Source organism: Bradyrhizobium sp. (assembly GCF_049512235.1).
Lineage (GTDB): Bacteria > Pseudomonadota > Alphaproteobacteria > Rhizobiales > Xanthobacteraceae > Bradyrhizobium.
In genome coordinates, this window is sequence record NZ_JBEKXH010000132.1 from 1 (window position 1) to 15,130 (window position 15,130).

Annotated in this window: 12 protein-coding genes and 1 pseudogene; 10 read left to right on the top strand and 3 right to left on the bottom strand. The window is 60.6% G+C overall.

The window, feature by feature from the left end:
- Window positions 1-961, bottom strand: a pseudogene (locus tag ABSG20_RS14360) (hypothetical protein); the annotation flags it as partial.
- An 822-nt stretch (window positions 962-1,783) separates the two neighbouring features.
- Here ABSG20_RS14360 and ABSG20_RS14365 point away from each other — a divergent pair.
- The 5 genes from ABSG20_RS14365 (at window position 1,784) to lanM (ending at window position 7,395) form a co-directional block, all read left to right on the top strand.
- Complete coding sequence (locus ABSG20_RS14365; protein ID WP_423865165.1) at window positions 1,784-1,933, top strand: hypothetical protein; 150 nt, start codon at window positions 1,784-1,786, stop codon at window positions 1,931-1,933.
- Entirely contained in the window at window positions 1,884-3,830 is a 1,947-nt protein-coding gene (locus ABSG20_RS14370) for a sulfotransferase (protein ID WP_423865166.1), read from the top strand. Before ABSG20_RS14365 ends, ABSG20_RS14370 begins: the two co-directional genes overlap by 50 nt.
- A complete protein-coding gene (gene cysD, locus ABSG20_RS14375) occupies window positions 3,817-4,815 on the top strand; it encodes a sulfate adenylyltransferase subunit CysD (RefSeq protein ID WP_423865167.1) in 999 nt (332 codons plus the stop codon). The genes ABSG20_RS14370 and cysD overlap by 14 nt, the downstream gene beginning before the upstream one ends.
- Window positions 4,815-6,728 (top strand): sulfate adenylyltransferase subunit CysN, encoded by a 1,914-nt coding sequence (gene cysN, locus ABSG20_RS14380; protein WP_423865168.1) that lies wholly within the window; start codon window positions 4,815-4,817, stop codon window positions 6,726-6,728. Before cysD ends, cysN begins: the two co-directional genes overlap by 1 nt.
- A gap of 250 nt (window positions 6,729-6,978) precedes the next feature.
- Entirely contained in the window at window positions 6,979-7,395 is a 417-nt protein-coding gene (gene lanM / locus ABSG20_RS14385; protein WP_423865169.1) for a lanmodulin LanM, read from the top strand.
- 13 nt (window positions 7,396-7,408) lie between these two features.
- On the opposite strand, the gene ABSG20_RS14390 is transcribed toward lanM, so the two are convergent.
- Window positions 7,409-9,340: a winged helix-turn-helix domain-containing protein gene (locus tag ABSG20_RS14390; protein ID WP_423865170.1), complete on the bottom strand. Its 1,932-nt coding sequence runs from the start codon at window positions 9,338-9,340 to the stop codon at window positions 7,409-7,411.
- Window positions 9,341-9,621: 281 nt separating this feature from the next.
- On the opposite strand from ABSG20_RS14390, the gene ABSG20_RS14395 reads away from it, so the two are divergent.
- Window positions 9,622-10,392 (top strand): sigma-70 family RNA polymerase sigma factor, encoded by a 771-nt coding sequence (locus tag ABSG20_RS14395; RefSeq protein ID WP_423865171.1) that lies wholly within the window; start codon window positions 9,622-9,624, stop codon window positions 10,390-10,392.
- 513 nt (window positions 10,393-10,905) lie between these two features.
- Here ABSG20_RS14395 and ABSG20_RS14400 read toward each other — a convergent pair.
- Window positions 10,906-11,376, bottom strand: coding sequence for a hypothetical protein (locus tag ABSG20_RS14400; RefSeq protein WP_423865172.1), 471 nt, complete (start codon window positions 11,374-11,376; stop codon window positions 10,906-10,908).
- Between the two features lie 448 nt (window positions 11,377-11,824).
- On the opposite strand from ABSG20_RS14400, the gene ABSG20_RS14405 reads away from it, so the two are divergent.
- The 4 genes from ABSG20_RS14405 (at window position 11,825) to ABSG20_RS14420 (ending at window position 14,871) form a co-directional block, all read left to right on the top strand.
- Complete coding sequence (locus ABSG20_RS14405) at window positions 11,825-12,769, top strand: metallophosphoesterase family protein (RefSeq protein ID WP_423865173.1); 945 nt, start codon at window positions 11,825-11,827, stop codon at window positions 12,767-12,769.
- A 277-nt stretch (window positions 12,770-13,046) separates the two neighbouring features.
- Window positions 13,047-14,009 (top strand): substrate-binding domain-containing protein, encoded by a 963-nt coding sequence (locus tag ABSG20_RS14410; protein ID WP_423865174.1) that lies wholly within the window; start codon window positions 13,047-13,049, stop codon window positions 14,007-14,009.
- 102 nt (window positions 14,010-14,111) lie between these two features.
- On the top strand, window positions 14,112-14,510 hold the full coding sequence (locus tag ABSG20_RS14415; RefSeq protein WP_423865175.1) for a cupredoxin domain-containing protein: 399 nt from the start codon (window positions 14,112-14,114) through the stop codon (window positions 14,508-14,510).
- 166 nt (window positions 14,511-14,676) lie between these two features.
- Window positions 14,677-14,871 (top strand): hypothetical protein, encoded by a 195-nt coding sequence (locus ABSG20_RS14420; protein ID WP_423865176.1) that lies wholly within the window; start codon window positions 14,677-14,679, stop codon window positions 14,869-14,871.
- Window positions 14,872-15,130: the final 259 nt, after the last annotated feature.

Consider the following 15,130-nt stretch of genomic DNA (forward strand, 5'->3'; position numbering starts at 1 on the left):
AGCCGCCGGCATGCCCCGCGGTGCCGTTGCCGCCCGCCGCCTTGTTCAGGGCAGTGTCATTCTGAACGATATCGATGATGTCGAGGATGTTGTCTGCGGTACCGCGCAGGCCTTCGGCGCTGCCGGCGGCTTCCATGGCGTCGTATTTGTTGAGCTGAAGGGCGACCTGTGTCTGCACCGTATCGAGGTGGACGGTCGTCAGTGCCGCGGCATTGGCGGTTTCGCCGGCTTCGATCTTGGCGAGCGCGGTCGCGTTGTTCAGAATGTTGGTGATACCCTGCTCAACCGCGTTGAGATCTGTCGTGATCTGGGCGGAGTTCGAACCATTGATGCCGCCGAGCAGGAGATCGGCCGCCGCATTGTAGACCACGCCTACCGCCTGAAGACTATTGCCCGCGGTTGCCGCGGCGACCGATGCCGCATCATCGGCGCCCACCGGGAGGCTCTGGAACCCGACGTCGGTGGCACCGGTCGTGGCCATGAACGGGACGTTGGCGAGGGCGGCCGCGATATGCGGATCTTGGTTGATTTCCTGAAGGATCTGGGCTTGCGCGGTATGGATCGTCTGGTCGGCGGCCGTCAGCGTCGCTGCGTTGGTGGTCTGGGGAGCTGCCGTCAGCAGTGTGCCGAGCTGACCCTGAATGTTGGTCAAATTCGCGATGTCAGTGGTGTTGAGGGCAAAGGCCTGGCCGCCGAGCGTAACGTTGCCGGGAGCGGCGAGCATCGCGGTGATGTCGTTCTGCACCGCATGGATGTCGGAAATGTAAGCGCCCAGGAACGGGTTCTGGTTGCCGCTGCCCGACAGACTGAACAATCCGGTCGACGCACGGATCGCATCGTTGAAGACAACCCCGGCCTGCACCAGGTCTGTCGATTGATTGACCGCATTGGTGCGCACGATCAAGTTGGACGTGCCGTTCGCCAGTGCCGTCTTGTTGAATAGAGTAGTTGCGGTTGCCATTAGATCGTCTCCTCAAATTTCATCGCTGGCTTCCTGCCTGGCGCGTCCCGCAGAACCACGATGATGTTCGAAACTGAAGAGCACCTTTAACCGGCGTCCGCCGGCCTGGTGAACTGCTGAGCTGTTGTCATTCGCCGCGCGACCGATTGATCGCCGTCAAACTTGACCCAAAGATGCGTCGTTTCGGACCGTACTGTGATCATGTTTTGACCAAACGAGGCGATCGGGTGGCGCAAAGCGCGGCATGGAGACCGGGCAGCCAGTCTCGAGTCGGTCGATCAGAGTCATCAGATGAAACTCCGAATGCCCCTCGCAGACCTCTTGGCGGTACCGCATTCGCTCGGCCTTATAGGCAGTTAGCCCGCGCGTCCAACAATCAGCTCACGTATGGTCCCGACGCCGGCAAGCACGGAACCAGCTGCCGAAATTTGCGGCAGCATCGCTCTCGCGCAGTGCCGCCTGGCAATCGTCGAGCGCGATTTGTGGATGCTCAGCAACAAATGTTGAACCAAAGGGATGGCATCGCGCAAAACATCGCGCGCACGCTCTCCTCCGAATTTGGTGAGGCACTCTCGATCGAGCCCGCGAGGCGAACTGGTTCGAAGCCTTGCATCTGGGAAGATGAGGTTGGCCATCGTAGAATGACGATGACCTTGCCGGCCTCTCCTCTGTCTTTTCCGGTGATGCGCGATTTGGCCAGAACATCATCACATTTCCGTCCGAAACGACGCATGTTTAGGTCAAGTTCGGCCGCAATCAATCGAGCCGGGATGAACCCCAGGACAACGCGGTGCGCCGAGTGCGGACCGGATCGTCGACAAGATGCCGGCGAAGTTTACCCGTGTCGGCCTCTTTCATCTGGCGCTCCCGTATGACCGTATCATCCACGCCCGCCGCGATCCGATCGACACCGGGAGTCGCCATGAACGTATCCACGGTTCCCAAGGAAGTCCGTCTGTTCATCCATATTGAACAGACGTTTCGTATTGCCGCCGGCCTGCAGGAACAGGGCAGGGCGGGTGATGCCGAACAGCTCTACCAATTCATTCTGGCGATCAATCCGGACCACTTCGGTTCCTTGTTCCAGCTGGCTACGATTCGCGCGCTGGCCGATCAGCCCGACGTTGCCATCGAGCTGTTCCGTCAGGCGGCTGCGGTCGATCCAAATTCGGCCGACGCCATGGCGGGTCTCGGCGCGGTACTCGCCGTCGATGCGCGCCGCGAGGAGGCCATCACGTGCTACGAGCAGGCGCTGTCGATCGATTCGAATCACGCGGGCGCGCGGCATGCGCTCGGCGCGACGCTTCACGCGCTCGGACGCACCGAGCAGGCCGTTTTCCAGTTCGAGCGGGCGATCGAGATCAGACCCGACTATGCGGAGGCGCATTTCGGGCTTGCCAACATTCTGCAGGGCGTGGATCGTACCCAACAGGCGATCCTCCACTATGAGAAGGTCATTGGCCTGCAACCTCGTCGCACCGAGGCCTACAACAATCTCGGCAACGCGCTGCGGCGGCTCGGGCGATACGATGAGGCGATCGCCCAGTACGAGAAGGCCATGGCGATCAATCCGGACTTTATCGACGTCCACTTCAATCTCTCCGACGCTTTGCTTTCGCTCAATCGCGTCGAGGAAGCGGTCGCGCAGAATCGGAAGGTGCTCGACCTCGACCCGACCAGGGTGGGAGCCCTCAACAATATCGGCGTCGCCTTGCAGTCTCTTGGACGTCTTGACGAAGCCGGCGCGGCCTACGAGCGGGCGCTGCAGATCGCGCCGCGACAGCTGGCTGCGCATCTCAACCTTGCCGGTTTGCGGCGTTTCACCGCCGACGATCCGCGGCTGCGCACGCTCGAAGAGCTTGCCGGCGAGATGCCGAAACTCGGCGCTGAGGATCAGATCTCGCTGCATTTCGCGTTGGCAAAGGCCTACGGGGACCTGAACCGGCATGAGCTATCGTTCGGCCATCTGCGTCAGGGAAATGCGATCAAGCGCCGGCACATCAACTATGACGAGAGCATGATCGGCGATATGTTCGAGCGCATTCGAACCACCTTTACCCCAGACCTGATGAGCCGGCGATCCGGCTTTGGAGACGACTCGCCGGCGCCGGTGTTTGTGGTGGGAATGCCGCGTTCGGGCACCACCCTGGTCGAGCAGATCCTGGCCAGCCATTCGCAGATTTTCGGGGCCGGCGAGACCGAAGCCTTTACCCGAACGGTGGCGCCTTTCAGGCGTCCGGAAATCCAGGGCGGCGAGTTCCCGGAAATGATCTCGACGCTATCGCCGCAGGATCTGCGCGATCTCGGATCGCGCTATCTCGGCGCCGTCACATCGCTGGCTCCGGAAATGCAACGCATTGTCAACAAAATGCCGTTGAACTTCATGTTCATCGGCCTTATTCATCTGGCCATGCCGAATGCCAAGATTATCCACGCCCGCCGCGATCCCCTCGACACCTGCTTTTCCTGTTTCTCATTGCTGTTCGCCGGCAACCAGCCCTTCACCTACGATCTCGGCGAACTCGGACGCTATTACCGCGGCTATGCACGTTTGATGGAGCATTGGCACGAGGTGTTGCCGCGGGGTGTGATGATCGACGTTGCCTACGAGGACCTTGTCGATGATCTTGAGGGGCAGTCGCGCGCCCTGATCGCCCATTGCGGCCTGCAGTGGGAGGATGCGTGCCTGTCGTTCCACAAGACGGCGCGGCCGGTGCAGACCGCGAGCTCGGTTCAGGTCCGGATGCCGGTCTATCGAACTTCGGTCGGGCGCTGGCGCGCTTACGAGAAATTCCTGCAGCCGCTGGTGGAGGCGCTGGACCCTGCGCCTGCCGCCGCCATCCATGATCTTGAGCATGCGCCGGTTTGAGATCCCCCCGGGGGATTCGGCGGTAGCCGCGCTGGCGTCCGCCATCCACCGCTATGCGGCAGCGGGATCGCTGCCGCGCCGGCGGCAACTGACGCCGCATCTGCATCGGCTCGAGGCCGAATCCATCGAAATCCTGCGCGAGGTCGCGGCCGGGTTCCGCAAGCCGGTGATGCTGTATTCGATCGGCAAGGATTCCGGCGTCATGCTGCATCTGGCGCGCAAGGCCTTCTTCCCGGCGCCGCTACCGTTCCCGCTGCTGCATGTCGACACCACCTGGAAATTCCGCGAGATGATTACGTTCCGCGACTTGATGGCGCGCGAGCTTGGCCTCGACTTGCGGCTTCACGTCAACGGCGAGGGGCTCGCCCGCGGCATCGATCCGATCGCCTCGGGGCCGGCCTTGCACACCCAGATCATGAAGACCGAGGCGCTGAAGCAGGCGCTCGATCGCGACGGCTTCGATGCCGCCGTTGGCGGCGCCCGTCGCGACGAGGAGGCGAGCCGCGCCAAGGAGCGGATCTTTTCGTTCCGCAGCAAGAATCATGTCTGGGATCCGCGCAACCAGCGCCCGGAGCTGTGGAACCTCTACAACACAGGGATCGGCGAGGGCTGTTCGGTCCGGGTATTTCCGTTGTCGAATTGGACCGAGAGCGATGTGTGGTCCTACATCGCCGCCGAGGATATTCCAGTCGTGCCGCTCTATTTCGCCAGGCCGCGGCCGGTGGTGCGCCGCGCCGGTGCCCTGATCGTGGTCGACGATCACCGCCTGCCACTCGAGCCAGGCGAAACGCCCGAGATGCTCAACGTTCGATTCCGGACGCTCGGCTGCTATCCGCTCACCGGCGCCATCTTGTCGGATGCCGCCGACGTCGACGATATCCTCGCCGAAATGCTGATCTCGACCAGGTCCGAGCGCCAGGGCCGGCTGATCGACCATCACGAAGCCGCCTCGATGGAGCGCAAGAAGCGCGAGGGCTATTTCTGATGCAAACGATCCTTGACGCCGGTGCGGAGGCCCCGGCGCAGGCGGGGAAGACCGAGAAAAGCCTGCTGCGTTTCCTCACCTGTGGTTCTGTGGATGACGGCAAGTCGACGCTGATCGGCCGGCTGCTGTTTGATTCCAAGCTCATTCTGGATGACCAGCTGGCGGCGCTGGCGCGCGACAGCAGCCGCTACGGGACGCTCGGTGAGGAGACCGATCTCGCGCTTTTGGTCGATGGCCTCGAGGCCGAACGCGAGCAGGGCATCACCATCGACGTCGCCTACCGCTATTTTTCAACGCCGCGGCGCGCCTTCATCGTCGCCGATACGCCGGGCCACGAGCAATATACCCGCAACATGGCGACCGGTGCGTCGACCGCCGATCTCGCGGTGGTGCTGGTCGACGCGCGCAAGGGCTTGCTGACCCAGACCCGTCGCCACAGTTACATCTGCGCGTTGCTTGGGATCCGCCAGATCGTGCTGGCGGTCAACAAGATCGACCTGATCCCGCGGGGTGAGGAAGTCTTCCGTGGCATTGTCGCGGAATATCAAAGCTTCATCGGGCCGATGAAATTTGCCCAGGTAGTTCCGATCCCGATCTCGGCGCGCTACGGCGACAATGTCACGGCAAAATCGGAGCGTACGCCATGGTATCATGGTACCTCGATGCTCGATCATCTTGAGACCGTCGAGGTCGAAAAGATCGCGCCAAAACTCCCGTTCCGCTTTCCGGTACAGTGGGTTAACCGCCCCCACTCCGATTTTCGCGGCTATGCCGGCACGCTTGCCTCAGGACGCGTCGCGGTCGGCGACGACGTCATCGTCGCCTGCTCGGGCAAGGCCAGCCGTATCGAACGCATTGTCACCTTCGACGGCGACCGCGACCGCGCCACGGCGGGCGATGCGGTCACGCTGACGCTTGCAGACGAGATCGACATCAGCCGCGGCGATGTGCTGGTCCCGCCGCAGCACCGGCCCGAGGTCGCCGATCAGTTCGGCGCGCATCTGCTATGGATGCACGAGGAACCGCTGCTGCCGGGCCGCTCCTATCTGCTGCGCATCGGCACCAGGACGCTGCCGGCGCAGGTCACCGCGCTCAGGCACAAGATCGACGTCAATACGCTGGAGCAAAGGCCAGGCCGCATCCTCGGCCTCAACGAAATCGGTTTCTGCAACCTGTCGACGGCGAGCGCAATCGCGTTCGACGCCTATGCCGAGAACCGGCGCACCGGCGCCTTCATTCTGATCGACCGCTCTACCCACGCGACCGCCGGCGCCGGCATGATCTCGTTCGGGCTTCGCCGCGCCACCAATATCCATCGCCACAGCCATTCCGTCGACAAGGCCGCGCGGGCGGCGCTCAAGCACCAGAACCCTTGCGTGCTGTGGTTCACCGGGCTACCCGGCTCCGGCAAGTCCACCATCGCCGATCTGGTCGAGAAATCGCTACACCAGCGTGGCATCCACACCATCACGCTCGACGGCGACAATATCCGCCACGGCCTCAATCGCGATCTCGGCTTTACCGAGGCCGACCGGGTGGAAAACATCCGCCGCGTCGGCGAGACCGCCAAGCTGTTCGTCGAAGCCGGCCTGGTGGTGCTGGCATGCTTCATTTCGCCGTTCCGGGCGGAGCGCGAGGGGCTGCGCGAGCAGCTTGCCGCCGGCGAATTCGTCGAGATTTTTGTCGATGTGCCGCTTGCGGAGTGCATCCGGCGCGATCCGAAGGGCCTCTATGCCAAGGCGCTGGCTGGCGGCATCAAGAATTTCACCGGCATCGACAGCCCCTACGAGGCGCCCCTGGCGCCCGATATCCGCATCGCCGGCGTGGAGGAGACACCGGAACAGGCCGCCGCGCGCATCGTGGCATGGTTCTTCAACCACCAGCGGCGCAGCGCTGATGGCGGCCAAGGATAGCGCGTCAGAGCTGGCCGTCATCACCCGACTTGATCGGGTGATGCAGTACGCCGCGGCGGCGCGGGTAAAATGCCACAGCGGTGGAATACTGGGTTAGCCGAAGGGTTAGCCGGTCAAGCCGGGCGATGACAACCTTTGCTTGATGCAGGCGCCGCCGGCTCGTCGAATGTGATTTGCGCGACGGGCTTCAAAGCCGTAATACCTCGTCCTCTCGGTTGCAGCCATGCCATCCAAATTCCGGAGACCTGTCATGAAAGCGAAGTGTATTTTGGCAGCCTTTGCCGCGGCCGGTGCCATCACGCTGGGAGCGGCAGCGTTCGTGGTGCCAGCGTTTGCGGCGTCCTCGAGCGTGATCAAGGCGCTCGATCCGGACAAGGACGGGACGGTCGATCTCGCCGAGGCCAAGGCGGCCGCGTCCACATTGTTCGATCAGCTCGACCACGACAAGGATGGTACGCTCGACCGCCGCGAGTTGCGCGGCCGCGTCACGGCGAAGGAGCTCAAAGCCGTCGACCCCGACAAGGACGGCACGCTCGACAAGAACGAGTATCTGGCCGTCGTCGAACAACGCTTCAAGGCAGCTGATCCCGACAATGACGGAACGCTGGATGCGAAGGAATTGAAGTCCCCCGCAGGTCGGTCGCTGCTGCGCCTTCTTGTCAAGTAGCGGGTCTTTTCCCTCATCCCGGGAGGCCGATACGGCGCCAAAGCTCCTTGAATTGAGCGTTGGACCGCAGAGGATCGAAGGCCGGTCGCAGCAGAATTGACGGGTTGAATCGCGCTTCATAGCCCTTGTTCAGCCAGATCATTGCCTGGTCCTGATCGCCGAGGCCTACATAGATCAGGGCGATGTTGGCTTCGGCCGACGGGTTTTGGTCACGATGGGCCTCCAGGCTCTTGGCTATCTTGATTGCTTCTTCCTTCCTTCCCGAAACGGCGTAGACGTAGGCGAGATTTGAGTCGAAGGCGCCCCCGTGTCCGGCAATCTCGATCGCTTTCTGAAACTCGACGACTGCTTCATCGTGCATGTGCGTTTGCTCGAATGCCTGCCCCAGTTCATAATGGCCGATGGCAAAGTTCGGTTCCATCTGCAGCGTTTTGTTACTTTGCTGCACCGCTTCCTCAAAAAGATGAGCGATGCATAATGCGTCCGCCATGTCCGCGCTGATGATCAGAGAAAGAGGATCAAGGCTTTCCGCTTTTCTCAACTCGATGAGGCCCTCGCTATTCCGCCCCATCAGGATCAAATGCCACGCATACCAGAGATGAGCGGTTGCATAACCTGGGCTCAATTTGATTGCCAGCTGGTACTCCTTCTCGGCAGCCTCCCAATCCCAGCCATAGAGATCCAAAGCGAAGGCGAGAGAGGTATGGGCCTCGCCGAGACCATCGTCCAATGCCAGGGCCTTGGTCGCAGCCGCCTTTGCTTTGCGAAAAGCATCCTGGGGAGAAAGCACGCCATATTCCCAATCGCCCGACAATGCATAGGAGTCGGCCAGGCCGGAATATGCTTCGGCGTAGGTTGGGTCCAACTCGATTGCATGGTTGAAATATTCGATGGCTGTCCTCAGGCCATCTCCGGTTCGCTTGTTCCAAAAATACCGTCCTTTGAGGTAGGCCTCATAAGCCTCCGGGTTCACGGCCTTCGAGTTCTCCAGCGCCACCTGTTCCTGCCGGTTCAAAGTGGCCCGGATCTGCCCGGCGATGGAGCGGGCTACCCTGCTCTGGAGCGTCAGCGTGTCGCGGAAATCTCCTTCGTAGCTTTCGGCCCAGATCTGTTTGTCGGCGGGCACCTCGATCAACTGAGCGGCTATCCGTACGCGTTCGCCGGAATGCAACACGCTTCCTTCGACCACGGCATCGACATTCAGTTCGCGGGCAATCTCGGCCAAGGGCTTGCGAGCGTTCTTATAGGTCATCGCGGAGGTGCGGGAGATCACGCGTATGGCGCTGATCTGGCCGAGGTGAGTAATCAATTCGTCAGTCATTCCGTCGGCGAAATAATCCTGAGACGCATCGTTGGAAAGGTTTTCCAGCGGAAGCACCGCCAAAGAATGGATAGTGGTTAGAGGATGCCGCCACGAATAGAACAACCACGAAACCAAGACCGCCAGCGCGAGAGCTGTCACGAGGCCGGAAAGCCTCCAACCGAAAGCATGGGCTGGCCATTTTGCCGACGGGCCGGCACCAGGGGGGTGCGCTGGAGCGGGGGCTTCGCGGCTGGCGGCGTCGCCGGCCGCAGCTTGCGGCTGCCCGTCCTGGACAAGAGCGACGTCGGCCAGGAACCGGTAGCCACGGCTGGCGACGGTCTCGATGAAGCGGGGATTTTCGGCCGAATCTCCCAGCGCATCTCGAATCTTGCTGATCGCTTTGTTGAGGCCGTGATCGAAGTCCACGATCGTTTTCGGCCAAAGTCTTTGGCGAAGTATCTCCCGGTTCACCAGTTCTCCGGGCTTTTCCAGCAGCATGGTCAGCAATTGGAAAGGCTGTTCTTGCAACCTGACCCGTTTGCCAAGCTTCGTGAGTTCGCCGGTCCGAAGATCGGCTTCGAAAACTCCAAACCTGAAACCCCTGACAGGTTGTGCGGCCTGCTTCATGGCAAACCCGAGCATTTCGAGGATTCGTCAGCTTGCCGCATCGCAGGCTGGAGTTGAACACCCGCCCGCTCAATGGGGGATCGCCGCTTCTAAGTCATTATTTCTGTTATGCTTTTCGGGGTACTCCCATTCCAGGAAGATGGAACCGGCGGTCCATTGAAGCAATAAGCGTTTCCAATCACACAATCCTCGGGTTTGCAATGTCGTTCGTCATAGGAACCTGCCAATGCCGTTCTTTGCCGTTCGCCACAGCTGCAGTGTGGCCATCCCACCCAGCAAGACGTGGGAGACCGCACGTGCAGATCGTGAACGGCCTCATGCAGCCTAGAACAACCGCTGCCGGCATCGGAAAACCCGCCTCCTTGACGGCGAGAAACCGCAACCTCGAATTCGCGCCAACGTCAGCGCCGGACCGGCTGGGTCTGCTGGTGCAAAGCAGGCCGCCGAGCGCGGATGCCACGCTTGCGAGATTTAAGCAGAACGTCGTTCCTCAGCTCGACGCGGCCTACAATTTCGCGCGTTTTCTCAGCCGGGATGCCGACGCGGCCCAGGATATCGTACAGGAGGCATTCCTCCGCGCCTATCGAAGCTTCGCCGGATATCGCGGCGGCGACGCCCGCGCCTGGATCTTCACGATCGTACGAAATTGCTATCACAGCTGGCTGATGAGCCAGCGGCGAAGGTCGCGTCTGGAGGTCGATTACCGGGGCGAGGGTGATTCCGATGACCTCATCTCGACGATACCTTCGGACCAGGACACTCCGGAGGCGACGCTGGTACGCAGAGCGGAAGCCCGGACCGTTCACCTCATTCTCAATGCGATGCCTCGCGCGTTCCGCGAAATACTGGTTTTGCGCGAAATCGAAGAGCTCTCCTATCATCAGATTTCGGATATCACAGCCCTGCCGATCGGCACTGTCATGTCGCGTCTGGCGCGCGCGCGCAAGGCATTTGGGGATGCCTGGCGCCGCCGGACGGACGATGGCGGCCGGGCGGAAACCGCGCAGCAGGTCGATCGTTCAAGCCAGATCGCTTCGCGCCCCCGGCTCGGCAACCCGGATCATTAGCCGGCCATCGATTACCGGGCGGGCTTCATCGACAAGTCACGACCACCGGTTCTCGCATCATGTTTCGGACGAGCTGGACCTCGATCGAGTATCCTTGCTCCAGCTTAGAGAGAGGGCACTGACTGATCACCCGGCGCCACTAAAACGCTACCGCAGTTGAAACATTCAAAGATTCGTACGCTCAAGTCCGCGCCAGCCGATTCGCTCCGGACGAGCATCGGGGCGCGGCAATTTGGGCAAGGATGAAAATCGATCTTGTCGGACGTGAAGCAAAAGAGTGAGTCCGACGCAGTCATATTGCTCTCCTTCGTCAATTTGCGCACTCGCTGAATTAACGCCTTCATCAAATGTGCCGCTGGCAGTCAGCTATCTTGTTCCGCAGCATATCGCGCTTTCCTCCGACGAGATTGTCCTGGTTGCTAGGACCATTTCGTGCGCGGGATTATTTCAATTGCCGACGTTTGCTCGCGTTAATTTGTTCATTCCGTCGGCGAGCGTTTGGCATCGGTCATCTTAGCCAGGGGCGCTGCTGTGCTGTCCAAGCCGCGCCGCTGTGCCGGCGGCGAGTTGCAGCAGAACCCCGAGCGCCCACCCGGAACCGATTCCGACATTCCAGATGATCGGTGGGGTCTCGTCAAAGATGATCATATAGACCGATACCAGCGCTGCAACAGCCGCGACGAATGTGCCGACGGCGCTTGCCAGCGCTATCGTCTTCGGACTCGAGCCGGTGTTGGAAAAAGGTCGGCTGGAAGTCAGCGAGGGAATGTTAGTGCCGAAATAGAAGCCGAGACAGCCAAACAGCACCGCGGAGAGCAGGGCTCCCAGGGAGTTGATCTCCTCGATATCCGCGTTGGCTACCATGGCTGCAACGAAAAGCCCGCATAGCGCGCCCATGATGGAAAGACCGATCCTCTCCATGACCTTGGCAAAGCCAGTGAGGTGGTAACGGGCAGGTGGCGGGGCTTCTGCTCTATTTGTCATGATTGGATACTCTCTTCTCTAGTCGATGAGACTGATCGGCTTCCTGTCGGGCTTTGCACGCAGGTCACGGGCCGAAAGAAGCCTTCTTGCGTAGATCGGGAGACTGGACCGGAGATCGTTTTATTCCGACGGGACGCCGCGCGCTTCGACAGGGCAGCAGCAGATGATCGGACTTCGCCGGATTGAGAAGGTTTGATCCGAAACGGAACCAGCGACTGTGCGCCGCCCGATCCACCCGAACATGAGGGCCATCGGATCGGCTGATCGCGTCCTTCGAGGGGAACGCCCGCTCGCGGATTTGGGCGGACGAGGGCGCGAGCAGCGGCGTGATCCACGGATCGAGGAAGCTGTATATTTTTGGGAATAAAGTTCGAACTGGTCGGGTCTCCTGCTTAGCGGCGCAATTCGGCGCCACTTGGTGCCGTTCGGCCCACACGGAGGATGAGACATGGCTAAAAAAGGCTTAGACGATCATGGACATGGATTGGGCCGCCGGGAGGTCCTGGAATGCATGCTGTGGGCCGGCACCGGCGTTTTATGGACGGTTGCCGGCGGCGTTCCGAAATCCAGCCTGATCGGATCGGCGCAGGCTGCGGAGGGCGGCTTTACTTTCTTGCAGATTTCCGACAGCCACGTTGGCTTCGACAAGAAAGCCAATCCCAACGCGCTCGGCACGCTACAGGAAGCCATCGCCAAGGTTAAGGCTCTGCCCAACAAGCCGGCCTTCATGCTCCATACCGGTGACATCACCCATTTGTCGAAGCCAAAAGAATTCGACGATGCTGCGCAGGTCATCGGCAGCGTGGGCCTCGACGTGCACTACGTGCCGGGCGAGCACGATAACCTCGACGAAGTGCCGCTCAAATCCTATCTCGAGCGCTACGGCAAGAACACCAAGGGCACAGGCTGGTATTCGTTCGACCAGAACGGTATCCATTTCATCGGTCTCAACAATGTGATGGACCTCAAGGCCGGCGGCATGGGCAATCTCGGGCCGGAGCAACTCGCCTGGCTCGGTGATGATGTCAAGGGCCTTTCCGCCTCGACGCCGATTGTCGTCTTCGCCCACATCCCATTATGGACGATTTCGAAGGATTGGGGCTGGGGCACCGATGATTCCGAGCAAGCGCTATCGATGCTGAAGCGCTTTGGATCGGTGACGGTGCTCAATGGTCATATTCATCAGTTGATGCAGAAGACCGAAGGCAACCTCACCTTCCACACAGCCAGATCGACGGCATTCCCGCAGCCGGCTCCCGGCACGGCGCCCTCGCCGGGACCGATGGTCGTTCCAGCCGAACAACTGCGCTCGGTCCTTGGCATCAGGACTGTCGTCTACACCCAGGGCCAGGAACTGCTCGCCGTCACCGATCAACCATTGGCAGCGAGCTGAGCCGACGTCGGGGCGGCGGCATTTGATTCTTCATCATCGCCTCGCCGACGACTCCTTTTTGTAAGTGGCGCGCCAGCCGTGTCACCGATACTTGGCTCTTCATCTTCCTGATGAAGGTTCCTGGCATTGGTGGCACGGGCCTCCTGCATCCAAAAGCACGCGCCCCGAAGTGACGGTGCGGATCGAACCTTCAAATCTAAGTGCCAATGCAACCACCGACCGGCGATTGCACATCCATTTGATGGGGGCCGCTGGGCCTCGATATCGGAGTATGATCATGAACAAGCTTGTGGTAGCGGCTGGCATAGTTGCCGGCATTGCATTCGGAGTACCCGCCATCGCGCAGACCAAGCCGACGATTTCCGTCATCGTAAAAGATACGACGTCGCCCTATTGGCAAGCCGTGCTGGCCGGCGCACGCAAGGCCGGTCAGGATCTCGGCGTCAATGTTATCGAGCTCGGCGCGCAATCCGAAGCCGACGTAGGCGGTCAAATCGGCATCCTCGCCAAGGCCGTTGCCTCGAACCCGGCGGCCATCGTCATCGCGCCCGCGGAATTTGCAGCACTGGGAAAGCCGATCGATGAGGCCGCCAGGAAAGTCAAAATCATCGGCATCGAGTCCGCCGCCGATACCAAGGCCATGACGTCGCTCCTGGCGACCGACAATGTCAATGCGGGTCGCGTCGCCGCAGATGCTCTCGCTGTAGCGATCACGAAATCGTCCGCCGACACCGAAGGCGACGTCGTGATGATCACTTCCATGCCCGGAGTTTCGTCCCTCGATCAGCGCGCCAAAGGGTTCAAGGAGGCGGTCGCCGCAAAGTATAAGGCGCTGGATATCGCCGCCGAGAAGGTCGCCGATGGCAAGCCGGCGACGGTCCTTGGTATCATGAACGACCTCATCGCCAACACCGGTGATTTGCGCGGCGTGTTCGTCTCCGATCCGATCGCGGCGCAGGCCGTAAGTCAGGCCGTGGTCGAAAAGAAGACAAAAGACAAGATCAATATAGTCGGCGTCGGCTCGGACGAGAGGCTCGTCAAATTCCTGCAGGACGGCGTGATCGCCGGGCTCGTGGTGGAGGATCCCTTCCGCATGGGTTATGACGGCGTCAAGACCGCGCTCGCCGCCTCGAAGGGCGAAAAGGTGTCAGCCAATGTCGATAACGGGGTAGCCCTTGTCACCAAGGCCAACATGAGCTCTTCGCGTTCCCAAGAACTCCTCAAACCGAAAGTCGAGTGACCTACATGTTTTTTGGAATAAAGCTCGAACTGGCCGAGTCTCCTGTTTGGTGGCGCAATTCGGCGCCATTGGGCGCCGTTGGGCCCACAGGGAGAGTGAGACATGGCCAAAAAAGGCTTAGACGATCATGGGTACGGATTGGGCCGTCGAGCGGCGGCCCGGTTACCTCTCAGCCGTGCCGTAATCATTGCAATGCTTTCGGGTCCAATCACCGGAGGGGTGCTGGGCTACGGTGCGGTAGCGGCGCAGGAGGAGCCGAAAATGGTCACGATCGGCAATTTCATGTTCGGGCCGAAGGAATTGACAGTCCCGGTGGGAACGACGGTCAAGTGGGTCAATCACGACGACATACCGCACACGGTGGCCAATAAGGACAAGGCATTCCGGTCGAAGGCGCTCGATACCGGCGACTCCTATTCCTATACGTTCGCAAGCGCCGGAACATTCGACTATTTCTGCGGTCTGCATCCATACATGGTCGGGAAGATCATCGTAAAGTGACGGTAGTGCCTTGAGGATGCAGCGAACATGACGACACCCTTATCGGTACGCCGGCCGAATCTCCGGCGTACCGAACTTAACGAAGTCGTGTTGAAAGAACGATTGGATGGTCCAGATCGTTTGGCTGGCAAGCAGCAGGCGTCGATGCCAACCTTGCAGAGCAAGGATGAACGCGCAGTGTTCGATGAAGGTCGCGACGATTGTCTACAAGCACGCCAAGCATACGGTCAGCCTGACGACTGTGGCGCCCGGTCAGTCCGTCCCTGACCAGACGATTGCCGGATACAATGTCCGAAGCTGGAGCGATGGCGAATTCACCCACGTTGCGGCTTCCGACATTTCTCCCGAAGGTCTTATCTGATCTAATTAGCAGCCTCGGCAAATGCCTCTGACGATGCGGTCGACGTTGGCGTCTTCTTGATCAAGGGTCTGCCGGGAATCAGACTCGCGAACATCGGCTGCGATCGGCTGGTGGTGACCTATCGGCGCCGACCAGGGTCTAGTTGCAGTTTCGTTACCTGCCCTCCATGGTCGAACTGACGGCCCGGATGTCATGGTGTCGTCCGTACCGTGGCTGACGATAAGTACGTCTCGCCGTTGAGATAGTGCAGATCCAATTC